We start from the raw sequence: 25,856 nt of genomic DNA, 5'->3' as shown, positions 1-25,856 counted from the left end.
GGGCGAACGGGCGGGGGTGCGGACGGGCGTGCGAGTGGTACTGGCCGAGGACGCCGCACTGCTGCGCGGCGGACTGGTCGGCATGCTGGAGCGGTTCGGGCACACCGTGGTGGCCGCCGTCGGTGACGCCCCGTCACTGCTCGCGGCGGTCGCCGAGCACGACCCGGACATCGTGGTGACCGATGTCCGGATGCCGCCCGGTTTCACCGACGAGGGGCTGCGGGCCGCCGTCGCCCTGCGCGGCGAGCGGCCCTCGCTGGCGGTCCTGGTGCTGAGCCAGTACGTCGGCCAGACCTTCGCCGCCGAGCTGCTCGACTCCGGGCGCGGCGCCGGGGTCGGCTACCTGCTGAAGGACCGGGTCGGCGAGGTGGAGGAGTTCGTCGACGCGGTCGAGCGGGTCGCGGCCGGGGGCACCGTGATCGACCCCGAGGTGGTGCGGCAGCTCCTCGGCCACCAGCGCGCACCGCTGCAACGGTTGACCTCCCGGGAGCGGGAGGTGCTGGCACTGATGGCCGAAGGCCGCTCCAACGCCGCCATCGCCGCCCGGCTGGTGGTCGGCGAGGCGGCGGTCGCCAAGCACATCGGCAACATCCTGGCCAAGCTCGACCTGCCCCCGGCCGACACCGACCACCGCCGGGTGCTCGCCGTCCTCGCCTACCTCCGCGGCTGACGCCGTGCCAGCCAGACCCGACCGGCCGGTGACCGTCAGCGCGGGTCGGGCCCGGACGGGCGCTCCCGGTCAGGCCAGACCGTGATGTGGTCCTCCTCCAGGACCAGCCGCACCCGGTGCGCCAGGCCGAGCGATTCGGTGAATTCGCGCGGGAGTTGGAGGCGGCCGACCCGGTCGAGGACGGCGTACTCCTGACCGGCCGGCGGGGTGCCCGGAGCGGTGCCCGCCTCCTCGGCGTGCCGGAGCACCTCGGTGGAGATCCGCCCGTCGCGGATGCGGATCGTGCGGCGGACCTGGTCGGCCACCAGGGCGTCGTGGGTGACGATCAGGACGGTGGTGCCGAGCTCGGTGTTGGCCGCGCGCAGGGCGCCGAAGACCTCCTCGGAGGTGGCGCTGTCGAGCTCGCCGGTGGGCTCGTCGGCGAGCAGCAGCTGCGGGCGGTTGGCCAGGGCGACGGCGATCGCGACCCGCTGCTGCTCGCCGCCCGACATCGTGCCCGGCGTGCGCCCGGCCAGTCCGGCGATGCCCATCAGGTCGAGCAGTTCCATGGCCCGGGTGGCCCGTTGACGGCGCGGCAGGCCCGCGTAGGCCATCGGGAGCTGGACGTTCTCACGGGCCGTCAGGTACGGCAGCAGGTTGCTGGCGGTCTGCTGCCGCACCACCCCGACGGTGCGGCGCCGGTAGACCGTACGGCCCCGGCGCCCGAGTCCGGACAGGTCGGTGCCCGCGACCCGGACGGTGCCCGCGCTCGGGGTGTCCCGGCCGGCCAGGATGCCGAGCAGGGTGGACTTGCCGGAGCCCGACGCCCCGACCAGGGCGAGGAGTTCGCCCTCCTGGACGGTGAGGTCGAGGCCCTGGAGGGCTTGTACCTCGGTGCTCCGGCGCCCGGCCGTGCCGGTGCGGTAGATCCGCACCAGGCTCTCGCAGGTCACCATCGGCGCGGCGGACCGCCCCGCGCCCGCGCCGGGCGTGGTGCGGTGCTCCGGCAGTTCGGCAGCTCGGACGGTCACAGGGCCTCCCCCAGTCGCAGCACGGCCCCGAGGCCGCGTCGGCGGACGATCGCCGCCTCCAGAGCGGCGGCGCCGAGGAGCAGCGCCGCCAGTGCGGTGCCGAGCACCGCCGTGGTCGTCCAGTCGACCTGGACGGCCGGTTCGAACGGTCCGCCGGTCAGGGCCCGCAGCTCCAGGCCCGGGCCGAGTGCGGCGGGGAGCACCGCCCCGAGCGCGGTGCCGCCGATCGCCGAGGCGGCGAACAGCGGGAGCAGCTGCAGCAGTTGGAGCGCGGTCACGCTCGCACCGCCGAGCCCCAGCGTGCGCAGGTAGGAAGTGGTGCGGGCACGCTCGGCCGAGCTGAGCACCAACTCCAGGGCGACCGCACCGAGGGCCAGCAGCAGCGCGGTGCCGGTGGTGAGCCGGAAGGCCAGGCGGAGCGAGCGGGCCAGCCCGTCCCCGCGCAGCACCGCCAACTCCTGCTCGTACGAGCGGAGTTCCACCGCCGGGCCGACCACACCGCCCGGCGCCAGCGCCCCGGCTGCGGCGGTGCCGACGGCGGAGCGGTCGACCGGCGGCCCTCCGTCGGCGGGGTGGAGCAGCAGGGCGTACGGGTGGCCGCCGGTGGCGGGGAGCTGCCGCTGCGCCGCCGGATCGGTGAAGACCAGCAGGGCGGCGGGTGCCCGCTCACTGCCCAGCACCGGCCCGAGGACCGGGTCGCGCAGGGCCGCTGCGGGCAGCGCCCCGACCACCCGCACCCGGAAGTTGGTGGTCCCGAAGGCCGCCACCTCCAGGACCTCGTCGGGGAACGAGCGGGCCAGCGCGGGGTCGGCCAGCGCCGTCAACACCCGCTCTGCTGCACCGGATCCACCGTCGGAGGTGGTGCCATCGAACGGGTTGTCCTCACGGGCGGCCGTGAGGGCGGCGGCCAGCGGCGAGGAGGGCACGGCGGCGCGCAGGGCGTCGGCGTCCAGGGCCACCAGCTCGGCGGACGGGACGGTGGCGCCGCTCTCCTGGGCGGTCAGCTCGCCGCTGGCGCCGGTGACCAGCACCTGCCGGCCCACCGTCCGCACGCCCGACAGGCTCTCGGGCAGCCGGGCCCGCGGGCCGACCAGTGCCGTCGACGCACCGCCGGTGCGCCAGTCGGCGCTCTGGGCGCGGCTGTCCTCCAGGGAGCGCGCGACCATGCCGCCGAAGACTCCGCTGCCCATCGCCAGGACCAGCACCAGCAGAGCGAGGGCGGCGGCCCCGCTCTGCGCCCCGGCCCTCGCCAGGGCCACCAGCGGCACCACACCGGAGGACCGGCGGGCCCAGCGGGTGGCGCGCAGCAGCAGCGGCGGCAGGACCCGGATCAGCGCCACCACCAGTACCAGCGCCAACACCACAGGTACCAGCGCCAGTTGGAGGTCGATTCCCTCGCCGCTGAAGGCCCCCCGGCTACGCAGGGAGACCAGCCCGCCCACGGCGGCCAGCCCGACCAGGGCCTCCAGGACGAGCCTGCGCGAGCGCGGCAGCGGCCGCGCACCGGCGCCTCCCCCCGCCGTGGCGAGCAGGACGGCGGCCGGAGCGCACCAGACCAGCAGCGCGGCCACCAGCACCGGGCCCGTCGGGCCGAGTGCGGCGCCCGGTGGCGCGAGGGCCCGCCCGAGTACCCAGCCCACGGCCACCCCGAGGCCGACCGGCACCGCGGCCTCCACCAGCAGGCGGCCCGCGATCCCCGACAGCCGTGCACCGCGCGCCAGTTGGAGTGCGAAGGCACCCGCCCTGCGCCGAGCGCCCAACCGCGCGGCCGCCACGGCGGTGGCCACCACCACGGTGAGCGTGCCGACCAGGGCGAAGCCCTGGAGCTGCTCGGTACGGGCCCGTTGGGCGGCGAAGGCCTCCAGCTCGGGGGTGAGGCGGTCGATCAGGTCGGGCCGGGCGATCCGGTGGTCGGAGAGGTAGCAGAACCCCGCGGTCGCGTCCCGGCACAGCCGTTCGGTCTCGACGGCGCGCAGCGCGGTCAGCGCCCTGGTCTGCCCGGCGAGCACGGCCGGGGTGGCGGCCCGGCCGGAGCGGTCGACGGTCACGGTGAGGTCCCAGGCCAGTTCGAGCGGCACCTCACCCCGGGCCTCGGCCTGCTCGATGCCGCCGGAAGTGGTCAGCAGCTGGCCGTTGAGCTGGTTGCCGACGCGGGAGGCCACCACCGCCGGGGTGACCAGCAGCGGGTACTGCTGCCAGAGGCGGGCGGCGCCCCGGTCGGTGCGGAACACCCCGACCAGGACCACCGGGGTGCTCCACCGCTCGCCCTTGAGCTCGAACCGCTGACCGACCGTCAGGCCGAGGCCCTTCAGGCCCCCTTCGGACACCGCGACCTCGATCGGGGCCCGGTCGGCCCGCAGGCGTTCCTGCGGGTCGGCGACCACCGGATCGGCGGGCGGCTGCGCGGGGGCCCGACCCCGGACGTACTCCACCGGGCCGTCGGGGCCGGGTTGGGCGTAGGCGAGGCCGAGCAGCGGCGGCAGGCCGTTGACCTGCGGGACGCCGGGCCCCTCCGCCGCCGCGGACGGCGTGGCCGCCCGTCCCGGGGTGGGGCCCAGCGAGTCGGCGAGCGGCGGCCGGGCCACCCCGCGCAGGCCCGCGCCCAGTTGGTCCAGGGACTTGTCGAGGCTGCCCCGGCCCACCGAGGCCGGAAGCAGGGTGGGGTAGTCGTGCACCGGTTCGCTGGAGGCACGGGCGGCGAGCAGCGGTCCGGCCTGCTGGGCGCGGCCCAGTCGCTCCGCGAGCGTGTCGGCCGCCAACCGGTCGAACCGCGGCGGCCAGCTCAGCGGCAGCGCGGTGAGCAGGACGGCCAGCAGTGCCAGCACCGCGGCGACCGGCCAGCCGATCCGCGCCTCGCGCAGGACCAGACGAAGCGTCAGCATCCTTCTCTCCTCGCGCCGTACACCCTGGCCGCCGTACCGATCCCGTCCGTCCCCGCCACCGCGCCGCTCGCGGTGGCCCCCTCCATGGCCCGGCTCATCCGTCCTCCCCCGCCCGGAGCACCCGGACCAGGTCCACCCGCGCCAGCAGCCGGGTGAGCACCAGCACCGCCACCGTGAGCAGCACCCCACTGCCGAGCGCCGTGAGCACGGCACCGGGCCGGCCGGGCGCGGCCAACAGCGCCGGATAGAGCGGTCGAGCCGCGTCGTCCAGCGCGATCAGCGGCAGCACTGCGGTGAGCAGCAGGCCCAGCAGGCCGCCGAGCAGCACGGGCAGGGCGGTCACCGCCACCTGTTCGGCGCGCAGCAGCCCGACCAGGTCGCCGCTGCGCACCCCGAGGGCGCGCAGCACGGCGAACTCCCGTCGCCTGGCCCGGGCCGCGCCCACCGTGTGCAGGGTGAGCGCCGTCACCGCGAACAGCGGCGCGGTCGCCAGCACCAGCAGCCAGGCTCCGCGCAGGCCGGTCCGGAAGGCGTCGTCCCGCAGGCCCTCGGCCACCGTGCGCGTGCTCTCCACCCGGCCGAGCTCGCCGCGCGCCCCGGCAGCGGCCCGGGTCGCCACCGGGTCCGAGGTCCGCAGCCACCAGCGGCTGTCGCCGGGTGGTTCCAGTCCGACGGCCCGCGCGGGCGGCGGCCAGGGAGCGCAGGTCGAGCAGCAGGTGGCCCCGGGTGCGCTCGTCGCCGGGAAGGGCGTCGACCAGCCCCGGTGATCCAGACCTGCTGGGTGACCGACGACTGCTGCTCCCAGCCGAGCCGGACGGTGTCGCCGACCGCCGCCCCCAGCGCGGCGAGCAGCGCCCGGTCCGCCACCGCGGGCAGCACGGACGGCGCGGGTGTGGTGGCGCCGGTCCCGGGCAACGCCACGAACACCGCGTCCAGGGTGGCGGGGTCGGCCCGGTCGGAGGGCTCCTGGGAGCGCAGCACCGCACGGAGCAGCTCGCCACCCTGGCCGCCGCCTTGCCAACTGCAGGCGGTGGCCCACGCGTCCTCCGGGAAGCCGACGGAGTACTTGCTGACGCTCCCCTCCGCGGCCGGGCAGCCGATCGCGGCCGGCTCGGCGAAGGCCGTGCCGGAGCGGTACCAGCGGTGGCCGTCCGGGAGCGCGAGCCCGGCACTGCCCCCGGAGCCGACCGCGTCGATCCGGGGCAGTCGCAGGTCCAGGGTGGTCCGCTGGGTCAGGCCGGCCGGGAAGTGGACGCCGAGCATACTGACCGTCAGGGGATGGGCCCGGCGCTCGGCGCCGCCCAGCGGGAAGGCGAGGACGTGCGAGCGGCCGTCGGCGGGCAGCGGGGCGGCCAGACGCTCCGTCAGGCCGCGGGCGTCCTGGACCCAGAGGTACAGCTCGGCCCCCGCGAGCGGGCGGTCCGCGGCGGCCTGCGCGGTCACCTCCAGCGCGGTGGGGCGGCCCGGCACCGGCAGTCCTGCGGCCGGCACGGCCGTCAGCGGGGCGAGCAGCTCGGCCGCCGGCCGGTCCGCCTGGTCGGCGCGGAGCAGCGGCAGTCCGTGGGCGCTCGCGGCTGCGGTGTCGACGGCGACGGTCTGCACGACCGTGCCGCCCACGAAGGCCCGGGACTCGGCGACCGGGGTCAGGCCGGTGACGCCGGGGAGCGCGGCCAGTGCCGCCTGACGCTGCGCCACCGGGCCGGAGACCCCGGTCAGGCGCAGGTCGGCACCGACCGCGAAGGCGGCCCGGTCCCGGTCCCCGGCGGACAGTCCGCCCAGCACCCCGGCCGCCAGACTGCCGCAGGCCACCGCGAGCACGGTGGCCAGCACCGGCACGGCCTGGCGTCCGCTCTCCCGGCTCAACTGCCAGGCGCCGAGCGGCAGTACCAGGCCCCTGCTGCGGCGGGCGGTCCGCTCCAGCAGCCGCCCGGCGAGCGGGAACAGACGCAGCGTCAGTACCGCCCCGGCCACCGCCGTCGCCATGGGCGCGAGGACCAGCACCGGGTCGACCGCCGCGCCGAAGCCGGCCACCGCCCGGCGGGCCACCAGCCCGTTGTAGTGGCGCAGTTGGAGCAGGCCCAGCACCGCGACCACCACCAGCGCCAGATCCACCCCGGCCCGCTGCGGGCCCAGCCGGCGCGATCCGCCCCGGCGGGCGGCCCACCAGCGGGCGGGGCCGGCCAGCTGGGCGGCCAGGGGCAGAAGCAGGGCCGCGCCGTGCACCAGCAGCGCGAACCCGGCGGCCCACCAGGCCGTCCGGGCGTCGGCGGCCGCGAGGTCCGACAGCGCGGCGGCGTGCGCACCCGAGGCGCGCAGCACGACGGAGAGCAGCGAGCCGGCCAGCAGCAGACCGCCGACCGCCGCCGGGACGGCGGCCAGCGCCCACTCGCCAGCCGAGGCGACCAGCAGCCGGGCCGCCCCGGCGCCCCGGGAGTGGCGCAGGGCGCGCTCGGCGGCGAGCGAGTCCGCGAGCCGACGGGCCGTCAGGACCAGTACCAGACAGGCCAGTGCGGCCAGCAGGGCGAGCGGGACGGCCGCCTCGGCCCGGGACTTGAGGGCCGGCAGGGCCTGACGGTCGACGGCCGCGGGGAGGTCGCTGTGCGCCCGGGTCTCCGCCAGTACCGGGGTGCCGCCGCGGTAGACCGAGCGCGCGGTGCTCGATCCGGCGAAGACGGCGACCCGGTCGCGCAGTTCGAGCAGGTCGGGCAGGCTCAGGCCCGCGGTGTCCGGCCGGGCCAGCCAGACGGCCAGGGTGCGGTCGGCGAAGGCGGGCAGGGTGGTGAGCTGAGCGGGGTCGGTGAGCAGCAGGTCCGGGGCCTCGCGGTCGGCGCCGCCGAGGTGGGCCCAGAGCGCGGCCGCCTCCGGATCGGGCCGGTAGACGCCGGTGACGGTGAGGAGCAGTGGGCCACCGGTGACCGGGTCGACGACGGTCGCCGTGCCCCCCGTGTCCAGTCCGAGCCGGTCGGCCGCGCTCTCCGGCAGGGCCACCCGCAGCCCGGGTCCGCTGCCGGCCGCCGGCCAGGTCCCGCTGCGCAGGCCGGCGTGGCGCCCGGGGTCGGGGAGGGCGACCGGGAGGGCGGCGAGGGTGGTCTCGGTGGCCTGTCGCCGTCCGGCGGGCGGGAGTTGGAGGTCGACGGCGCTGACGGCCCGCACCGCGGTCTCGGTACGGAACGGCGCACCGCCCATCGCCCGGGCCAGTGCGGCGCGCACGGTCCGGTCACCCGCCGGCAGGCCCTGCGCGCTCCAGCGCGCGTCCACCTCCACCGAGAGGTCGGCGTCGCGGGCGAGCCGCTCGCGCACCCCCACCGTGGCCGCCGCCCCGGCCAGCCCGGTCACCGAGGCCAGCACGGCCACCGCCACCAGGATGCTCACGGCCGCCGAGGCCAGCACCAGACCGTGCTGTGCGACGCGGCGCCCGACCCCCGTCAGTGCCATTCCACTCCCCTCACGTGCGGAGTGTTCCCCCGCCACGGAGGTGACGTTCTATCACAGCGATCACCCAGTGGTCTGTACCAATCCGACCTGTGGGCCGGACTTCCCGATCCCTGCCCGAACGGGCACCCCGACACCGTCCGCCCGGGCAGCCGGGACGTGGGCGTGCATTGCGTTAGCCGCCCATCCATTGCAATGACTTCACGTCACCCACCTGCCCATATGCCGACTTTGGGCGAATCCATCGTTGCCAACTCCGGAAAGGCAACGTAGCGTTTCCCATATCGGAAACAGCGAGAAGGGGGCGGGCCATGAAGGCGTTCGTGCGGTACGTACTGTTCGGCGGCGGGGCCGGCGTCCTCTCCGGGATCGCCGTGGCCGCCCTCGCGGACCACCTCCCCTGGGCCCTGGCCAACGCCCTGGTCGCCGTGGTCTCCACCGCCCTGACCACCGAGCTCCACGCCCGCTTCACCTTCGGCCCGGGCACCGGAGCCCGTGCGACGGGCCGTCAGCACGCCCAGGCCGCCGCCTCCGCGACGGCCGCCTACGCCGCGACCTGCGCGGCGATGCTCCTGCTCCACCTGGCGGTGGACTCCCCCGGCACCCTCGTCGAACAGGCGGTCTACCTCGGCGCCTCGGCACTGGCCGGCCTCGCCCGCTTCGCCGTCCTGCGCGTCCTGGTCTTCACCCGCACCGACCCGCACACGGCCGCAGCCACGCCTGCTGGGCCCGCGCCGATCCCCCGTCAGCCGCCGTCCGGCGCGGCGAGGATCACCCGCACGGCCTCGGACACCGAGGCCACCGTGGCGTCCGGCACGACGCCTGCGGGCCGCTGCTCCGAGGCCCTGCGGCCGGGCAGCCAGACGGTCCTCAACCCCACGGCCCGGCCGCCCGCGATGTCGGCCGACAGGCGGTCGCCGACCATCCAGCCGCCACGGTCGAGCTCGGCCCCGCACCGTTCGGCGGCGATCCGGAAGATCCCGGCCCCCGGCTTGCGGACTCCGACCTCCTCCGAGACGCACCAGGCATCGACCGACTCCGCGAGCCCGGTCGCCCTGATCTTGGCCAGCTGAACGTCCTGCCGGCCGTTGGTGACGATCGCGGTCCGCCAACCGGCCTCCCGCACGGCGACCAGGGCCGCCAGTGCCTCGGGCGGGCAGGTGATCAACTCCGGCATCCGCGCCCGGTAGGCGCCCCAGAGCTCCTCGACCGACGCCCGGAGGCCGAACCGCTCCCGGGCGTTCGCGAAGAAGCCGCCCATCGGGCCGCCGTGCCGCGTGTCCTCCGCCATCAGCCAGTCCAGCGCCCCGTCACCCAGGCGCCGGGAGTCCGTGAACTCCCGGGCCCAGGCGGCGAAGGCGGCGTCGCGGTCGAGGAGCGTTCCGTCGAGGTCGAAGAGTGCCAGTCGCTGCATCCCGCGAACGTAGCCACCGACTCCGGGCCGGTGCCAGTCAGTTACCGCTGGGCCGCCAGACCCGGAGGTGGTCGGCGTTCAGGACGATGGGGGTCGGGCCGTCGGGGGCGGGGTGCCAACTCCCTGCGTCGATCGAGAGGTTGAGGATCAGGTAGGCGGACCAGTCGTCCGGCACACCGGTCTGGTCGGAGAAGACCAGGCGGCCGTTGACGTACCAGTCGTTGTTGCGGGTGCCGTAGTGCACGCCGATGGTGATCCAGGCGCCCGGGTACACCGTCTCGGGGTCGGTGTAGTAGGAGGAGGCCGGGCGGATGCGGTTGCTCAGCTCCAGCAGGTTGGGGTTGTCGGGGTGGTACTCGAAGGAGTCGATCTCGCTGCCGCCGTCCTTCCAGGTCCACAGCGCGGGCCAGGCACCCTCGCCGGACGGCAGCTGTAGCTTGACCTCGGCGTAGTCACCGGGGCGGACCTGGAAGCCCTGCTGGGTCGACTCGGTGGTCAGCAGGCCGGTGTTCCAGGCGAGTTCGCCGTTCTCCAGACGCGCGGTGCCCGGGCTGCCGGTGAACGAGGAGCGGCCGCCGGCGGTGGTGGTCGCCGCCGGTTCGATCCAGTCCAGCTTGTCGTCGTCCGGGTTGTGGTTGCCGTAGCGGTAGGCGCTGGTGGTGCTGTCGTTCCAGGTGCCGCCGATGTCCAGCGGGCCGTTGAAGGTCTGGTCGAAGACCAGCTCGCCCACCACGGGCGGAGTGGGCGGCGTCGGCAGCTGGCGGACCGTCAGGTTCTGGCTGCGCAGGTTGTGGTACTCCGTGCCGATCCGGTACCAGCCGAACTCGGTGTACGTCCCGGCCGGGAAGGAGCGCTCGCCGGTGGTCAGGGTGTACCCCTGCGGGCAGACGGTGACGGCGCTCGCCGTCCCGGGGAAGTCGAGGTTGGCGTCGTCCTGGTCCCGGACGCCGACGCCCAGTTCGTCCACCGTCGTGCAGGCGTCCGCGGTGACGGTGAGGGTCGCGGCCACCGGTCGGCCGTCGACCGCCTGGTCGGGCGCGAGGGAGCGCTGGCGGACCTCGGGCGCGGCCACCACCAACGGGCGGTTGTCCAGGTCGAAGTAGCGCGAGCCGATCCGGTAGAAGCCGAACTGCCGGTACCTCCCCGCGTCGAAGGTACGGGTGCCGGTGGTGAGGGTGTAGCCGTCCGGGCAGATCTCGATCCGGCCGGTGGAGCCGGGGAAGTCCAGGTTGTTCTGCGCGGAGTCCCGTACCCCGACGCCGAGTTCGTCCACCGTCAGGCAGCTGGTGGAACGGACGGTGAGGGTGGCCGCGACGGGCGCGCCCGGGACGGCGCGCTGCGGGGTCAGGCTCTGCTGCCGCACGGGAGGAGCGGCGGCGGCCCCGGTGGCCGGGAGCAGTGGCAGCAGCAGGACCATGGCCGCCATGGCGGCGCGGCGGGGCAGGGACAACTGGGCTCCGTTCGAAGGGTGTCGGGCGCGGGACGAGGGCTCAGCCGACGTCGATCGAGAACGCGCGGCTGTGGGTGCGGCCGGGCCGGTCGGGGTCGTCCACCGTGATCAGGCCGCCCTCCAGCCGCTCGCCGTCCCGCACGTCCTCGGCCAGCCGGACGGGGATCAGCACCGTCGCGGTCCGCAGCAGCGGCAGCCCCTTGCGGAAGGAGCAGCTCAGCTCGGCCTGCTCCAGGTGGCAGTTGCGGGGGAAGTACGTACCGGTGGCCAGCGCCCGCAGCGGCACCCGCACGTGCGTCGTGAAGTCCGAACCCACCGCTCCCGGACCGTCGTTGGTGATCAGGGCGCGCACCGTGGTGACACCGTGCGCGCGCACCGGGTCCACCGAGACGTGCACCACCCGCAGCCCCTCCCGACGCTCCTCCGCCTGCGGTGCCCCGGCCTCCGCCACCGCCGTCCCGGTGGCCGCCGCACACACCACGACCGCCACCGCGGCCCGCCACCACCACGCCCGCATCCACCGCTCCCCGCTCGACCGCGGACGCCCTGCGGAACGTCCGTCCACAGAGTTATCCGGTGCCCGAGCCCGCCCGCCCCCGCACCACACCGCACCGGCACCGGGCCCCACCCGGTCGGCCCAACCGATCGCTGCCGCCGGAAACCCGTCTCACTGGACCGCGGGTCGGACGGCGAGCTCAGCCGCGGTATCCGGTGCCGGGCTGACGCTGCTCGAAGTCAGGGCAGTGGAAGGTCTCCTGGACGAACCCGCTCCGCTCGGCCCAGACGGCGAACAGGCCCCGCTTGCCGACGACGGCCCGGTAGGCGTCCTTGCGGTCGCGGAAGCATGCCATCGCACCGATGAAGCCGGAACCCGCCGGGTGGTAGTCGGAGAAGGCGCAGGAGATGCAGGCCAGCAGCCGGGTGCCGTCAGGCAGCCCGCGCTGGAGGTCCAGCAGGGCATCCTCCATGTACTCCTGGGGAGAGGTCGTCTCCACGACCCCGGCCGGAAGGTGCAGCGCCAACGTCACGCTGACCAGGTCGACGGCACGGGTGAGTGCCGGATCTCCGAGGACCAGCCGCACGTCCAACGGGGCGCTCACCGGTCCGGTGTCGGGCAGGGAGACCTCGACCGGCATGCTCCACTCGATGGTGCAGGAGCACAGATCGCCGTGGTCCAGGGCAGGAGGTTCGTCGGTCTCGGCAGGCGCTCCCACCAGCTCGAGACCGTCAAGTGACGTCCCCTCGAAGCGGTTGCCCCGAAGGACCATCGTGAACGTCCTGCCGCTGTTGACCAGAGTCGTGCGGAACTGTCCCCACCGATCGGTCACGACCGCGGGGTAGTGCTGCGGACTCGCGTACCCGAACGCATCGCTCATGGGCGCCAGTATCACCCGGCGGTGATCGCCGACCAACCCTCGGCGTACCACTGCCCACCCGGCACAGCCTGGCCCTTACCACCGCGCCGTCAACCCCCGTGCGTCTGCCCCGCGCAGGACAGTGGCCAGGCCGTCGGCCACTACTTCCGGTTAGGGTTCCGGAGTGGTGGAGAGAGTGAGTGACGCGGCCCTGTGGGAACGTGAGAGCCTGGCCGCGCGCGTGGTGAGTTGATGGCCTCCGGGCTGCCGGTGGTGGCACCCGGTGTGGACGAGGTTCCCGCCCATGGGGCTGAGGAGCCGGGCATTTCCCGGAGTTGAGCATCGATCAGCACCTCACCACGCCGACCGCGCACGGCACGGCACAACTGCCACGACCTACCTCGCCGCCATCGTCATCCGGTCGACAGGGTGACTCCCCAGGCTGCCCAGACCCATCCGTCGTCGAGGTGGACAGTCCAGCGATCTCCTGCCCGTCCGCTCCCCACCGGCCGCTCCTCCGACCGGGTGCGGGCCGCCCTCGGGGACCAGGTGGGGACCCGGCTCGCCGGAACCCTGGAGGTCGACGAACTCGCGGTGGCGCCGCACGCCCGGGGGCGGGGCCTCGCGGGTCGCCTCCTCAACCTGCTGTGCGAGGGCCAGGACGCGTGCTGGTTGCTGACCTCGCCGAACGCCCGTAGCGTCGTCCGGCTCTACGAACGCCACGGCTGGCAGCGCCTGCCCGCCGGCCCGGACGTCGTGGTGTTCACCCGCCCCGGGACGGCGTGGGCCGGGGCCCCGGCCATCAGCCGGCCGGGGCCCCGGGGTCGGAGGGGGAGGGGAGGCTGAGGCGGGGTCAGCCCAGCGGGGTGATGCGGCGCAGGGTGAGGGCTCCGGCGGCCTCGGCTCCGCCGGAGGCGTTGATGGCGGAGTCGGGCCTGGGCGGCGCGTGGCGGACGAAGATGCCGGCCGGGCGGCCGCCGAACAGCAGCGGGGCCAGGACCAGTTCGCGTTCGGCGGTGGCGGTTCCGGGCAGGGTGAGCCGGGCGGGGGCCTCGCGGCGCTGCAGGACGTGGACCTCGCCCGGCCGGGCCAGCCGGCGGCGCAGCTCCGTCTCCCAGGCGGCGTCGGAGTGGACCAGGCCGAAGGCGATGTCCTTGCCCCCGTAGGCGGCGGTGGGCTTGCAGACCAGCAGGGGCCGCGCGGCCAGCGCCCAGTCCAGGGTGGTGGCGTCCAGCACCCTGGTCTCCGGGACGTGCTTGCGGACCAACTCCCGTTCCTCCGGCGTGAGGAGAGCCGTGAAGCGGGGGTCGAAGAGCAGCGCCAGATTGGCCTTGTTGTCGTAGAGGGCGGCGGCGGGCGAGCCGATGAAGTCGACCTTCCCGGCGGCGTCCAGCTCCATCAGCCGCCGGGTGAGCGCGGGCGGCACGAAGCGCCGGGTCTCGTCCCAGGTGTAGCCGGTGAAGATCGCGTGCACCCGCTCGCCGCCGAAGGCGACGCCCTCGTCGGAGAGTTCGAGGTCGTGGATCAAGCCGGAGCTGATCCGGTACCCGGCCGAGCGGATCATGTCGGCGAAGAAGCGGCGCCCACCGAGCGCGTCGGCCGGGTCGGCCGCCGCCTCGAAGACGTGCAGCGGACCTTCGCCGGTGCCGCGCAGCAACGAGCCGAACACCTCCAGCCAGATCCGCGAGGTGTCGGTGCCGTGCAGCCGCAGGCCCTGGGCCGCCAGGTGGCGGGCGAAGCCGGAGTCGGCGGCCGCCGCCGTGTAGGGGGCGCAGGTGCTCAGACCGCCGAGCGAGACGGCCACGTTGAGTTCGACGAGCTTGAGGCCGTTCTCGGTGACCACCAGATCGGGCCGCATGAAGGCGGTGGCCACCTTGGCGAGGTGCGGGTGGTCCAGCGCCTCGGCGATCAACTCGGCGTCGGTGCTGGGCAGTCGGAGGTACTCGAGCCAGGCGGTGCGGTCCCCGCCGAACGCCCGCTCGGGGAAGCCGGTGATCAGCTCGGCCAGCCGCAGCCCGGTGGTCTCGACCGCCGTGACGGCTTCGCCGGTGAGGATCTGGGGCGGGTAGGTGTGCACCCAGCCGGGCCGGTGCAGCCGCTCGACGAAGGCGGCGCCGTCGGCCTCGGACGCGCCGGTGGCCGCGTACTGCTTCCAGCCGGCCACCGCCCGCTGGTCCAGTCCCTCCCAGGCCACCAGCTGTGCCGACCCCGGCCAGAAGGCGGTCACTTGAGCTTCCCGGCTTCGCGCAGCACCGCCAGCAGGGTGTTGACCGCCTCGGAGGACTTGTCCTCCCCGGTGGCCCGCTTGTGGTAGCTCAGGCCGCCCGGGTTCACCATGTTGACCTCGATGACGTACGGGTAGGCGAGGTCGATGCCGGAGTAGAAGATGCCCAGCTCCGTCATCCGGCGGCCCAGGCGGCGGACGAACGCCTCCTCCTCGGTGGTGAGTTCGAGCGGGGAGAAGCGCGCGCCGAGGGTGGCGTTGGAGCGGTGGTCGTGCTCGGGGTGGTGACGGTTGAAGCCGGCGACGGGCTGGTCGCCGATGACGATGACGCGCTTCTCGTTCTCCCGGACGTTCGGGATGTACTCCTGGACGGCGGTGTGGCGCTTGGCCATGCCGATGATGTCGCGGCCGTAACGGCCGTACCGGGAGGCCGCGTTGCCGGTCGCGGAGGAGAGCACAGCGGAGCGGTTGCGGTCGGTGCGGTTGACCACGTAGACGTCGGCGCCGCAGCCGTCGCTGGTGGGCTTGACCACCCAGGAGCGCTCGCCGTCGGAGTCGACCAGGCCGTTGAGGAAGTCGAAGTCGTTGGTGACGTAGCTGACCGGGAGGTGCTCGGGCGGCACGATCGCATTGAGGTTGATCTTGGTGTTGAGGTAGAACAGCGCGCTGGCGTCGTTGACGAACGGCACCCGCTGGTTGAGCAGCCAGAGCAGACGGAAGGAGTCGTCGCCGGACTCGGGGTGGGTGCCGGTGAGCACCCAGACCAGGTCGAACTCCTCGGCGGAGGCGTAGGTCCTGGTGAGAGCGGGGAACTCGCCCCCGGCCGCGAACTCCTCGGTGAGCCGCACCCGGTCGACCACGACCACGTTCTCGTGCACGTTGAGGGTGTCGATGTCGCCGATGTGCACCTCGTGGCCCTCGCGGTGCAGCGCGCTCGGGATGATCGAGTGGTTGTTGAGCTCGACGGTGGACGCCTCGGACACCAGGATCAGGATCTTGTAGGACACGGGGGCACGGGCCTCTCTGTACGGATGCGGGTGCGGGTACGGGTGCGGGTGCGGGTACGGATGCGGGTGCGGGTGCGCGGCAGGTGGTCTGACGGATGATCAGGCTCGGGCGCCGGCCACGGCCTTGGCGGTGAGGGTGCGGACGGCGCAGTCCAGGCGCGCCTCCAGCTCCTCCCGGGTGTCGGCGACCGCCAGCACGAAGCCGTGCCGGTCACCGGACTTGAGGATCGGGGCGGGCAGCTGGCCGACCGGGACGGTGATGTGCACCTCCGTCACGCCCGGCAGCGAGGCGACCAGTTCGGTGCTGGTCTCGGGCATCGGCAGGGTGCCGTCAAAGGTGACGTAGCGGATGCCGGCCACCCTGGGGCGCTCGCGGCCGGCGGGCAGCGGCAGCCCGAAGACGGCGGCCATCGCCAGGGCGAACACGTCCTCACCCAGGGCGAGTTGCTGCATGTCGCTGATCCGGTCACCGCCGGGGCGGCCGTGCGACTCGACCAGCCGCGGGCCGTCGCCGGTCAGGATCACCTCGGTGTGCGAGGGGCCGTAGCGGTAGCCGGTAGCGTCCAGGGTGGCCCGGACCAGCGCGGAGACGGCTGCCGTCTCCGCCTCCGGGAGGCGGACCGGGAGGGTGTGGCCGGTCTCCACGAACTGCGGGGCTCCGGTGGTCCGCTTCTCGGTGACGGCGACGATCCGGTGGCGTCCGGCCACACTGACCGCCTCCACGCTGAACTCGGGGCCGCTCAGGTACTCCTCCACCAGGTAGGGGCCGGAGTCCCGAGCCTCGCGCAGGAAGCAGGTCGCGTCCTCGCGGTCCGTCAGCAGCCGCACGCCCGCGCTGCCGGTGCCGTCCACCGGCTTGACCACGCAGGGCAGGCCGATCCGCTCGATCGCGGCGGTCAGCTCGGCCTGGGTGCGCCCGAGCGCGTGGGCCACCGGCTTGCCGGCCCGGTCGCCGACCAGGGCGCGCAGCCGGGCCTTGTCCTTGAACGCGGCCAGCGCCTCGGGCGGGTTGCCCGTCCAACCCAGCTCCCGGTTGACCTCGGCACAGACGCTCGAGCCGAGCTCGCCGAAGCCGAAGCAGCTGACCGGCCCGGTGAAGCCGAACTCCCGCAGCCGCGCGACCAGTTCGGTCGTGTCGGTGGTCCAGGGGGTCTCGATGACCGGCCAGTCGGTGGCGGGCGGCGCCGGCTGGGTGGGGTCGGCCACCACCACCACGGCCAGGCCGAGGGACTCGGCGGCGGTGACCACCGTGTCACGGGGGCCGAGCAGCACGGCGGTGGGCAGGGTCTCGGGCATCGTCCCGGAGCCTTTCGGTAGGAGGAGGGCGGTGGCCGCGGCCAGGGCCGCCACCGAGCTGACGACGAGCCAGGTCCCGGTGCCCTCGCCCAGGGTCTGCAGCAGCAGGCCGCCACCGCCGGCGCCGAGCAGACTGCCCAGGGCTCCGGCTCCGCTCATCGCGCCGAGGGCGAGCCCGGTGCGGCGGGCCGAGACGGCCTTGACCGCCTGCTCGTCCAGGCTGGGCGAGACCAGCATCTCGGCCAGGGTGACCGGCAGGACGAAGACCAGCAGCGCGGCCCAGCCGCCGAGCGGGACGAACACCAGGTAGGCGGCGGCGAAGGAGAGGAAGCCGAGCACCAGCAGGGTGCGGGAGGAGACCCGGCCGAAGACGTGCCGCAGCAGGCCGTACTGGAAGAGCACGCAGAGCACGCCGTTGACGGTGAAGACGGCGGTGATGGCGGCGGGGCTGCCGGTGAGGCGTTCGGCGGTGATCGGCAGCACCACGTTGAGCTGGCTGTAGAGCGCCCAGTAGGCGGTGCCGACCAGCAGCAGCGGTACCCACTGGCGGCGCCGGGCCCGGGCCCCGGCGGGCGACTCCGGGGCCTCGGCGCTCTCCACCGCCCGGGCCGGGCCGCCGCCCCGCTGCACCGGCTGCTGGTCACGGGCCGTCAGGTACAGGCCCAGCAGCAGGTGCGAGGTGATGCAGGCGGCCAGGATCCAGCCGAAGCCGAGCGGGTAGACCGCCGCGCCGAGCGCCGGGCCCGCCACCACGCCGACGTTGACGAAGGTGGAGCGCAGCGCCAGCATCTCGCGCGGGGCCTCGCCCGCCTCGCGGACCAGCCTGGTCTTGATCGACAGGCCGAGCAGCGAGCCGCCGACGCCGACCGCGACGATCCCGGCCAGCAGGGCGGGCAGCACCGTCCGGCCGTCCGGGCCCGAGGGTCCGACCAGCCCGAGGCCGAGCAGCAGGTACCCGGCGATCCGCAGGGTGAAGCCGGCGCCGAGCACCGTCCGCGGCCGGAGCCGGTCCACCACCGCTCCGCTGACCAGGGAGAAGCCCTGGCTGCTGAAGGACAGCAGGCCGACCAGGAAGCCGACCTGACCGGTCGGCAGACCCTGGGCGGACAGCCGGACGGCCAGCAGCGGGAGGAACATGAAGGTGGTCAGCCCGGTCAGCAGGACCGTCAGCAGCAGGGCCCGACCGGTCGCGGAGGTGCGGCGCCAGGTGGTCACGGGGTGGTCACCTCCGGGGCGGTCCCGTCGGTCGCCGCCTCGGCGTCCGCCGGCTCGACCAGGTTGGCCATCAGCCAGGCCTCGGTCTCCAGCACCCGCTGCTCGACCTCGGCGAGGTCGGCGCCGCGGACGATGGCGAAGCACAGGTGCGAGGTGCTGTTGGCGGGCTTGGCGCCGGGGGCGAGCGCCGCGTTCACCTCGTAGTGGTCGATCCACTCGAAGGGCGGGCGGGGCGGGGCGCCGACCGGGCGGCCCTGCGGGACCACCGAGACCGAGCCGCGCACGGACTCCGGCGCCTCGGCCGGGGCGGGCGGCACCGGCAGGCCGACCGACTGGCGCAGCCAGGTGCGGTGCAGGTCCACCCCGTAGGTGGCGCGGGTGAGCTGGGGAATGCGGTTGCCGCCGACCCGGGAGGCGATCTCGCAGAGCACCAGCCGGTCGTCTGGGGTGTGGAAGACCTCGAGGTGGTAGGCGCTTGCCTCGGGCGTCTCGAAGGCGTCCAGCACCTGGTCGAGGAACTCCTCCAGCCGGGCGGCGAACTTCTCCTCCGGGTGCAGCTGCAGCGAGCCGTTGTTCTCCCCGGCGAGCACGCCCAGGCAGCTGCGCAGGTAGCGGGAGGAGGCGACGAAGCGGTAGCCGGGCGCGATGACCGCGTCCACGTGGTACATCGGGCCGTCGACGAACTGCTCCACCATCAGGTCGTCGCGCCAGTGCCGCCGGGTGAACTCGACCAGCTCGTCGTCGCCGTGCAGGGTGACGATGTCCCGCGAGCCGCCCTGCTTCACCGGCTTGACCACCACCGGGTAGCCGGTCTCCGCGACGAAGTCGGTGAGACCGGTGACGGTCTCCAGCCGGGCGTAGCGGGCCACCGGCACGGTCTTCTCCGCGACGCGCTTCATCACCTCCTTGTCGCGGAAGGAGAGCGCGCTGGCCGGGGACTGGCCCGGGATGCCCAGGTCGCGGCGGATCCGGGCGGTGCGCTCCAGGTCGTACTCGTTGTCGGTGATCACGTGGGTGAACGGCGCGTCCTCGGCGGAGCGACGGATCATCAGCTCCGGGTACGGGACGAACTCGCAGTCCGGGACGTACTCGTAGTGGGCGAAGCCCTCGGTGCCGGCCAGCTCGTGGTGGCTGTAGACGTGCAGCGCGTCGGCCACCTCGGGGAGCATGGCGGCGTAGTCGCTCTTCGGGCCGTAGTTGATGACGGCGATCTTGGTCATGGTGTGCGGGCCTCTCGGCATGAGGGTCTGTCAGGTGCGTCAGGTGGTCCTGGGGGACCGGGAAGGCGCTTTCAGCGCGCGGCGGCCGCGGCACCGGCCGGCACGTAGGGCGGCAGGTCGTCATGGACCTCGTACGGGCGGCGGGCCCAGTCCATCGCGCTCCACGGGCCGGTCAGCTCGGCCAGGTCCCCGATCACGGTCGGCGCGTACCGCGGGTCCTGCTCGACCGGCCCCTCGGGCGGGAACACCTTCTCCACGTACCGGTGGCCGGGGTCGGGCGCCAGGAAGACGACCGGGGCGCCGTCCGGCGAGCGCTCGCGCAGGTACTTGGAGACCTGCCAGCCCGCGCCGGAGGAGAGCCCGGCGAACACCCCGGTGGTGGAGAGCAGGTCCCGGCAGCCGGCCGCCGCGACGTCGAAGTTCAGCCAGTGGATCTCGTCGTAGGCGTCGTGGTGGACGTTCCCGAAGCGGATGCCGCTGCCGATGCCCGCGATGATGAAGCCGTCCAGCGGTATCGCCTCCGCGCCGAACGAGCGGCTGCCGAAGGGCTGGATGCCGACCATCCGGAAGTCGGCCACCGCACCGCGCAGGAAGCCGCTCATGGAGGTGGTGGAGGCGCCGGTGCCGACCCCGCCGACCAGCGTGAGCGCGGCCGAGCCGAGCTCCTTGACCAGCGTGGCGGCCACCCGCTCGTAGCCGACGAAGTGCACGTCGTCGTGGTACTGCTGCATCCAGTAGGCGTCCGGGTGCTCCTCCATGTACGCGTGCACCAGCCGGACCCGGCTCTCCTGGTCGTGCTGGAGGCCGCCGTCCCCGCCGGAAGCCACCTGGGTCCAGGTGGCACCGAGGTACTTCAGCTGGGTGCGGATCGCGGCGTCCACCGCGACCGAGGCGAAGACGTGCGCCTTGAGGCCCAGCTCCCGGCAGACCAGCGCCAGCGCGTGGCCGTAGATGCCGCTGGAACTGTCGACCAGGGTCTGCCCCGGCCGGATCACGCCCCGGTCCAGCAGGTCCTTGACCGCGGCGTAGACGGAGGTGACCTTCATGACTTCGAAGCGCAGGACGAAGATGCCGTTGCCCAGGTCGATGAGGTCCGGCTCGGACAGCTTCTCTGCGAAGGACTTGTACACCGTTTCCCTTCCCGTCAGCTCGGCTTGCTCCAGCTCGGCCCCCGCTCCCCCGCCGCCCGCCCCGCGGGTGGTGCGGGAACGGCGTCCGGAGCCGGTGCCATGGGGAGGTTGGTTCCGCCCGGTACCGGCGCCTTCCCGTTCCGTTCCCGGAGCGGGCCGGGAGCGGGACGGGAAAGCGGCGCGGATGCTCTGCTGCCATGACGACTCATCAGCCCTTCGTGCTCGCCGCCGGACCGGCCCTGCCCGAGACCACCGAGCGCGTCCCCGCCACGGTGCTGAGCCGGGCCGAGCGCCACCCCGACCGTCCCGCCGTCATCTGTGGTGACCGGACCCTCAGCTACCGCGCCCTGGCGCTCGCCGCCCGGGCCACCGCCGCCGCGATCGAGGCGCACCCGGCCGGCCCGGCCAGCCGCCGGATCGGCGTACGGGCCTCCCGCAGCGAGCTCACCGTCGCCCAGGTGCTCGGCACCTGGCTGAGCGGACGCTCCGCCGTGCTGGTCAACCCGCAGGCCCCGGAGCAGGCCCTGGCCCACATCCGCTCCTCCACCGGTCTGCTGCTGACCGCCGACCCCGACGCCGACGCCCTGCTGCACCACCCGCTCCCGGCGGGCACCCCGCTCCCCGAGCCCACCCCGGCCCAGGAGGCCTACGTCCTCCACACCTCCGGCTCGACCGGCCGCCCCAAGGGCGTCTCGGTCTCCCACCCCAACCTGACCGCCTCCAACTCGGCCCGTCTGACGGCCTACCAGGAGTTCGGCACCCCGGTCTTCCTGCTGCTCTCGCCCTTCCACTTCGACTCCTCGGTGGCCGGGGTCTGGGGCACCCTGGCGGCCGGCGGCACGCTGGTGGTGGCGGACGAGCAGGAGCGGCGGGACCCGGGTGCCCTGCTCGGGCGGATCGCCCGGCACGGCGTCACCCACCTGCTCACGGTGCCCGGCTTCCACGCCGAGCTGCTCGCCTCCTGGGCCCAGCACCCGGACGCCGCCGAGCTGTTGGCCACCCTCCGGGTGCTGGTCAGCGCGGGCGAGGCACTGCCGCAGTCGGTGATCGAGCAGCACTTCGCCCTGCTGCCGGGGGTGGCGCTGGCCAACGAGTACGGCCCCACCGAGTGCACCGTCTGGTCCACCTACCGGATCTACCGCCGCCCGGCCCGCTCCACCATCGGCTTCCCGATCCCCGGCACCGAGCTGCACCTGCTGGACGACCAGCTCCGGCCGGTCGGCCCCGGCGAGACCGGCCAGATCGCCGTCTCCGGCCCCGGCGTGGCCTTCGGCTACGTCGGCGACCGCCGCCGCACCGCCGAGGTCTTCGTCGAACTGGCCGCCCCCTGCGGGCGGGTGAGCCGCGCCTACCTCACCGGCGACCTGGGCCGCTGGACGGACGAGGAGGGCCTGGAGTTCCTCGGCCGGGTGGACAACGAGGTGAAGGTCCGCGGCGTGCGGATCACCATCGAGGCCGTCGAGGAGGCCCTCGCCGCCCACCCGGGCGTCCAGGCGGTCGCCGTCGCCCACGACGCCGCCACCTCCACCCTGGCCGCCTTCGTGGTGCCGCTGCCCGGCAGCGCCCCCGACGCCGCGTCGGTGCGCCGCACCGGCGAGCTCGCCCTCGGACCGGCCGGGATCCCCGACCGGGTGCGGTTCGTGACGGTCCTTCCGCGCACCGCCCACGACAAGGTGGACCGGGCCGCGCTGCTCGCCGACCTCGCGGCGGAGGGCGCGGCGGCCGCGGACGGGAACGGGGCGCAGCCCGACGGCCTGGCCGGGCAGGTCGCCCGGGTCTGGGCCGAACTGCTGGGCACCGGCGTGACCCGGGACTGCCCGCAGACCTTCTTCGAGCTCGGCGGCAACTCGCTCACCGTCCTGCGGCTCACCCGCGCTCTCGGCAAGCTCGCCGGCCACCCGGTCGGCGTCGCCGACGTGTACCGCTGCGCCACCCTCGACCAGCAGGTCGAGCTGCTCTCCCGGGTCTGACACCGCACCGCCGCCCGGGCGCCCACCTCCCCTTCCGCGCTACCGATGGGCCAGACGTGACGTCAACCACCTCCCCCACCCGCGCCGTTCGGCGGATCACCCCCGACACCACCCCCGAGGCCACCGCCGATGCCACTGCCGAGGTCGGCGCCCCGGCCGTGCTCTGCTTCCCGCACGCCGGAGGCTCCGCCTCCTTCTTCCGGCCCTGGCAGTCCCTCTTCGAGGGCGCCCGGGTGCACGCCGTCCAGTACCCGGGCCGCGAGGACCGGATCGCCGACCCGGCCCCGGCCGCCCTCACCGAGCTGGCCGAGCAGATCGCCGCCGAGGTGCTGGCCGGCCCGGTCCGCTACTCGGTGCTCTTCGGCCACAGCATGGGCGCCTACCTGGCCTTCGAGGTCACCCGGCGGCTGGAGTCGGCCGGCGTGCCGGTGCCGCTGCTGGTGGTCTCCTCGGCCGCCGCCCCCGGGCTGCGCCCGCCGGTGCCGTTCAGCTCCACCGAGGACGTGCTCGCCTACCTGGAGGGCTACGAGCCGCTCAGCCCGGAGATCCGCGAGGACGCCGAACTGCTGGAGCTGCTGCTCGGCTACATCAAGGAGGACCTGCGGCTGGTCGCCCACTACCGCGAGCACGTCGGCCGCACCGTCCGCGCCCGGGTCGTCGCCGTCTCCGGCCGGGACGACGTGCCCGGCATCCGGGCCGGCCAGTCCGCCTGGCGCGAGCACACCTCCGGCCGCTTCTCCACCGTCACCGCCGAGGGCGGCCACTTCTACCTGCGCACCGCTCCCCCGGTCGCCCTGCTCGCGGGCGCACTCGGCGTGGCGGCCCGGGAAAGCGCCTTCCCGCGCGCGTCCTCAACCGCCTCCCCCGCCTCCCCCGCCTCCTCGGGCTGCCCGATGGGCTTCGGGCCCGCCGCAATCGGACCGGCCGCGCTCGCACCGGCCACGGTGGGACCGGACGCGCTCACCGACGGCCTGACCTACCATCAGGGCAACCCGTACGACACCTGGGCCCGGATGCGCGAGCAGGAGCCGGTGCGCTGGCACGAGCCCGGCCTCTTCCCCGGCTTCTGGTCGCTCACCCGGTACGAGGACGTCCGCGAGGTGCTCCGCGACGCGGAGACCTTCAGCTCCGCCTCCGGCATCCTGCTCCGCCCGCTGGCACAGGGCCAGGACCCGGGCAGCGGCCGCACCCTGGCCCTCTCCGATCCGCCCCGCCACTCCCTGCTGCGCGGCGCCATCGCCGACCGCTTCGCCCCGCGCCACCTGCGCACGCTGGGCGGCTTCCTGGACGTCTCGGCCAGGGCCGCCGTCGGCGCGGCGCTCGCCGCCGGGCAGGCCGACTTCGTCACCGAGGTCGCCGCCCGCGTCCCGCTGGACGTGGTCTGCGCCTTCCTCGACATCCCGGACGAGGACCGGCCCTCGATCGTCACCTGGTCCACCGACGCGTTCTGCGCCGGCAGCGCCGAGGAGCGCAGCCTCGCCCACCTCCAGATCCTCGACTACTTCACCGACCTGGTGGAGCAGCGCCGGGCCGAGCCCGGTGACGACCTGGTCAGCACGCTGGCCACGCTCCGGCTGGACGGCGAACTGCTGCCCCTGGAGGACGTGGTGCTCAACTGCGACAACCTGCTGGTCGGCGGCACCGAGAACGTCCGGCTGGCGATGTCCGGCGGGATGCTCGCCCTGTTGGAGCACCCCGAGCAGTGGGCCGCGCTGCGCGCCGACTTCGACGCCCTCGCACCGGCCGCCGTGGAGGAGATCCTGCGCTGGACCTCCAGCGCCACCCACCTGCTGCGCCGGGCCACCCGGGACGTCCTCGTCGGCGGGCAGACCGTCCGAGCCGGCGAGCTGGTGGTCTGCTGGCTCACCTCCGCGGCCCGGGACGGGGCGCAGTTCGACTCCCCCGACACCTTCGACCTGCGGCGCACCCCGAACCGCCACCTGGCGCTCGGCGCCGGTCCGCACTACTGCGTCGGCACCCAGCTGGCCAAGCTGGAGATCCTGGCGGTGCTGCGCGAGTTCTGCGCCCAGGTGGAGTCGGTCGAACTGGCCGGGGAGCCCGAGTACCTGGACTCCATCGTGGTCAACGGCCTGCGCCGCCTGCCGCTGCGGCTGAGCTGATCCCACGACCTGACGTCGTGCCGACCGCGACCTGACCGGACCTGACAGAGCGTCGGCGGGGCTGATGACAGGGCCCCGGGCCCGGCGGATCGTGGAGACCGAAGCGTTCCTGACGACGACGGCCTGGCGGTCGGCTCCCCTACTGGCACGGGGAGCACCCGCCAGGCCGTCGGCGTTCACGGACCGGCTGCGGCCCGGCAGCCGTCCGCCCGCGCCGCCCATCCCCCTCCGCCGGGCCTCCGGACGCGCACACCCGCACCTTGCACGAACTCCCGCATCTTCGCAGGTCAGGGGCGTCTTAACGGAGGTGAAAACCGTCATCAGCGCAGCCTTTGCACAACCCCCCGGGGGTAGGTTTCACTTCCTCCGACCGCGCACACCGAACACGAGCACGAGGGGGCACGGACATGACGAAGGGTCATGAGCACGACCACACCCACGGCCACGCCGGCGGCCACGGCGGCCACGCCGGCCACTCGCACGGGGTCTCCGCCGACGCGGACCGTCGCTGGCTCGGCATCGCGCTCGCCCTGATCACCGTCTTCCTGGCGGTCGAGACCGTCATAGGCGTGGTGTCCGGCTCGCTCGCCCTGCTGTCGGACGCCGCGCACATGCTCACCGACGCCTTCTCCATCGTTCTGGCCCTGGTGGCCATGCGACTCGCGGCCCGGCCGGCCCGGGGCGGCTTCACCTACGGGCTCAAGCGGGCCGAGATCCTCTCCGCCCAGATCAACGGGCTGACGCTGATCCTGCTCGGCGCCTGGCTCGCCTACGAGGCGGTCTCCCGGCTGATCAGCCCGCCCGAGGTCGAGGGCGGTCTGGTCGTCGTCACCGCGCTGGCGGGCATCGTGGTCAACATCGCCGCCGCCTGGTGCATCTCCAAGGCCAACCGGAGCTCGCTCAACGTCGAGGGCGCCTACCAGCACATCCTCAACGACCTCTACGGCTTCATCGCCACCGCCGTGTCCGGCGTCATCGTGCTCACCACCGGCTGGGCGCGGGCCGACTCGATCGTGACCCTGATCGTGGTCGCGCTGATGTTCAAGGCGGGCTGGGGCCTGCTGCGCGAGTCCGGCCGGATCTTCCTGGAGGCCGCTCCGGCCGGGGTGGAACCGGACCGGATCGGCGACGCGCTCGCCTCCCACCACGGGGTCAGCGAGGTGCACGACCTGCACGTCTGGGCCATCACCTCGGGCCAACCGGCCCTCTCCGCCCACGTGTTGGTCGCCCCGGACCAGGACTGCCACGCCGTCCGCCGCGACCTGGAGCACGAGCTCGCCCACGACCACGGCATCACCCACACCACCCTCCAGGTCGACCACGCTCCCCAGCGGGTGCTCAGCCTGACCGCCGCGGCGCCCGGCCCGGCCGCCGGCCACTGCGCCGAGCCGCACGGCCCCGTCCACCACGACGGACCCCACGAGCACTGACAGGTCGTCCACGTGCGATGCTGCGTCACGG

General features: G+C 74.5%; 18 protein-coding genes. 5 read left to right on the top strand and 13 right to left on the bottom strand.

Annotated features, from left to right (window positions below):
• Nucleotides 1-82: 82 nt before the first annotated feature.
• Nucleotides 83-670 carry a LuxR C-terminal-related transcriptional regulator gene (locus tag ABD946_RS03995; protein ID WP_345280119.1) on the top strand — a complete coding sequence of 196 codons (588 nt, stop codon included), beginning with the start codon at nt 83-85 and terminating at the stop codon, nt 668-670.
• Nucleotides 671-705: 35 nt separating this feature from the next.
• Here ABD946_RS03995 and ABD946_RS03990 read toward each other — a convergent pair whose 3' ends face one another.
• The 8 genes from ABD946_RS03990 to ABD946_RS03950 form a co-directional block, all read right to left on the bottom strand.
• Nucleotides 706-1,605 (bottom strand): ABC transporter ATP-binding protein, encoded by a 900-nt coding sequence (locus ABD946_RS03990; protein WP_345280117.1) that lies wholly within the window; start codon nt 1,603-1,605, stop codon nt 706-708.
• A gap of 71 nt (nt 1,606-1,676) precedes the next feature.
• Nucleotides 1,677-4,562 (bottom strand): hypothetical protein, encoded by a 2,886-nt coding sequence (locus ABD946_RS03985; RefSeq protein ID WP_345280098.1) that lies wholly within the window; start codon nt 4,560-4,562, stop codon nt 1,677-1,679.
• Nucleotides 4,563-4,656: 94 nt separating this feature from the next.
• The gene (locus ABD946_RS03980; protein WP_345280096.1) at nt 4,657-5,136 is read right to left on the bottom strand and encodes an FtsX-like permease family protein; all 480 of its coding nucleotides are present in this window, start codon (nt 5,134-5,136) and stop codon (nt 4,657-4,659) included.
• On the bottom strand, nt 5,028-7,997 hold the full coding sequence (locus ABD946_RS03975) for a hypothetical protein (RefSeq protein ID WP_345280094.1): 2,970 nt from the start codon (nt 7,995-7,997) through the stop codon (nt 5,028-5,030). Before ABD946_RS03975 ends, ABD946_RS03980 begins: the two co-directional genes overlap by 109 nt.
• Before the next feature lie 742 nt (nt 7,998-8,739).
• Nucleotides 8,740-9,408, bottom strand: a complete 669-nt coding sequence (locus ABD946_RS03965) for an HAD family hydrolase (protein ID WP_345280093.1) — start codon at nt 9,406-9,408, stop codon at nt 8,740-8,742.
• 37 nt (nt 9,409-9,445) lie between these two features.
• Entirely contained in the window at nt 9,446-10,858 is a 1,413-nt protein-coding gene (locus ABD946_RS03960; RefSeq protein ID WP_345280091.1) for a glycoside hydrolase family 16 protein, read from the bottom strand.
• 40 nt (nt 10,859-10,898) lie between these two features.
• Nucleotides 10,899-11,375 (bottom strand): hypothetical protein, encoded by a 477-nt coding sequence (locus tag ABD946_RS03955; RefSeq protein ID WP_345280089.1) that lies wholly within the window; start codon nt 11,373-11,375, stop codon nt 10,899-10,901.
• A 178-nt stretch (nt 11,376-11,553) separates the two neighbouring features.
• Complete coding sequence (locus ABD946_RS03950; RefSeq protein WP_345280087.1) at nt 11,554-12,234, bottom strand: DUF6304 family protein; 681 nt, start codon at nt 12,232-12,234, stop codon at nt 11,554-11,556.
• A gap of 408 nt (nt 12,235-12,642) precedes the next feature.
• On the opposite strand from ABD946_RS03950, the gene ABD946_RS03945 reads away from it, so the two are divergent.
• A complete protein-coding gene (locus ABD946_RS03945; protein WP_345280085.1) occupies nt 12,643-13,059 on the top strand; it encodes a GNAT family N-acetyltransferase in 417 nt (138 codons plus the stop codon).
• A gap of 7 nt (nt 13,060-13,066) precedes the next feature.
• On the opposite strand, the gene ABD946_RS03940 is transcribed toward ABD946_RS03945, so the two are convergent.
• The 5 genes from ABD946_RS03940 to ABD946_RS03920 form a co-directional block, all read right to left on the bottom strand.
• Nucleotides 13,067-14,440 (bottom strand): hypothetical protein, encoded by a 1,374-nt coding sequence (locus ABD946_RS03940; protein ID WP_345280083.1) that lies wholly within the window; start codon nt 14,438-14,440, stop codon nt 13,067-13,069.
• Nucleotides 14,437-15,444, bottom strand: coding sequence for an ATP-grasp domain-containing protein (locus tag ABD946_RS03935; protein WP_345280081.1), 1,008 nt, complete (start codon nt 15,442-15,444; stop codon nt 14,437-14,439). The genes ABD946_RS03940 and ABD946_RS03935 overlap by 4 nt, the downstream gene beginning before the upstream one ends.
• Before the next feature lie 99 nt (nt 15,445-15,543).
• Entirely contained in the window at nt 15,544-17,955 is a 2,412-nt protein-coding gene (locus ABD946_RS03930; protein WP_345280079.1) for an MFS transporter, read from the bottom strand.
• Entirely contained in the window at nt 17,952-19,175 is a 1,224-nt protein-coding gene (locus ABD946_RS03925) for an ATP-grasp domain-containing protein (RefSeq protein WP_345280077.1), read from the bottom strand. Before ABD946_RS03925 ends, ABD946_RS03930 begins: the two co-directional genes overlap by 4 nt.
• A 71-nt stretch (nt 19,176-19,246) precedes the next feature.
• Nucleotides 19,247-20,305, bottom strand: coding sequence for a pyridoxal-phosphate dependent enzyme (locus tag ABD946_RS03920; protein WP_345280075.1), 1,059 nt, complete (start codon nt 20,303-20,305; stop codon nt 19,247-19,249).
• Between the two features lie 197 nt (nt 20,306-20,502).
• Here ABD946_RS03920 and ABD946_RS03915 point away from each other — a divergent pair, with 197 nt between their 5' ends.
• From ABD946_RS03915 to ABD946_RS03905, 3 genes are all read left to right on the top strand, one after another.
• A complete protein-coding gene (locus ABD946_RS03915) occupies nt 20,503-22,275 on the top strand; it encodes a non-ribosomal peptide synthetase (RefSeq protein WP_345280073.1) in 1,773 nt (590 codons plus the stop codon).
• Between the two features lie 56 nt (nt 22,276-22,331).
• A complete protein-coding gene (locus ABD946_RS03910; RefSeq protein WP_345280071.1) occupies nt 22,332-24,395 on the top strand; it encodes a cytochrome P450 in 2,064 nt (687 codons plus the stop codon).
• 407 nt (nt 24,396-24,802) lie between these two features.
• A complete protein-coding gene (locus ABD946_RS03905; protein ID WP_345280069.1) occupies nt 24,803-25,825 on the top strand; it encodes a cation diffusion facilitator family transporter in 1,023 nt (340 codons plus the stop codon).
• The last annotated feature ends 31 nt before the right edge of the window (nt 25,826-25,856 follow it).

The organism is Kitasatospora albolonga (assembly GCF_039535905.1).
In the GTDB taxonomy this organism is placed as follows: Bacteria; Actinomycetota; Actinomycetes; order Streptomycetales; family Streptomycetaceae; genus Kitasatospora; species Kitasatospora albolonga.
The sequence above is the reverse complement of the archived record's forward strand: the minus strand, read 5'-3'. Positions and strand labels throughout refer to the sequence as shown.

What these genes read in the sequence shown, in the direction of transcription:
- ABD946_RS03925 (WP_345280077.1), bottom strand. Translation starts at nt 19,175, where the DNA reads ATGACCAAGATCGCCGTCATCAACTACGGCCCGAAGAGCGACTACGCC.
- ABD946_RS03985 (WP_345280098.1), bottom strand. Translation starts at nt 4,562, where the DNA reads ATGCTGACGCTTCGTCTGGTCCTGCGCGAGGCGCGGATCGGCTGGCCG.
- ABD946_RS03955 (WP_345280089.1), bottom strand. Translation starts at nt 11,375, where the DNA reads ATGCGGGCGTGGTGGTGGCGGGCCGCGGTGGCGGTCGTGGTGTGTGCG.
- ABD946_RS03995 (WP_345280119.1), top strand. Translation starts at nt 83, where the DNA reads ATGCTGGAGCGGTTCGGGCACACCGTGGTGGCCGCCGTCGGTGACGCC.
- ABD946_RS03990 (WP_345280117.1), bottom strand. Translation starts at nt 1,605, where the DNA reads ATGGTGACCTGCGAGAGCCTGGTGCGGATCTACCGCACCGGCACGGCC.
- ABD946_RS03915 (WP_345280073.1), top strand. Translation starts at nt 20,503, where the DNA reads ATGACGACTCATCAGCCCTTCGTGCTCGCCGCCGGACCGGCCCTGCCC.
- ABD946_RS03905 (WP_345280069.1), top strand. Translation starts at nt 24,803, where the DNA reads ATGACGAAGGGTCATGAGCACGACCACACCCACGGCCACGCCGGCGGC.
- ABD946_RS03975 (WP_345280094.1), bottom strand. Translation starts at nt 7,997, where the DNA reads ATGGCACTGACGGGGGTCGGGCGCCGCGTCGCACAGCACGGTCTGGTG.
- ABD946_RS03965 (WP_345280093.1), bottom strand. Translation starts at nt 9,408, where the DNA reads ATGCAGCGACTGGCACTCTTCGACCTCGACGGAACGCTCCTCGACCGC.
- ABD946_RS03950 (WP_345280087.1), bottom strand. Translation starts at nt 12,234, where the DNA reads ATGAGCGATGCGTTCGGGTACGCGAGTCCGCAGCACTACCCCGCGGTC.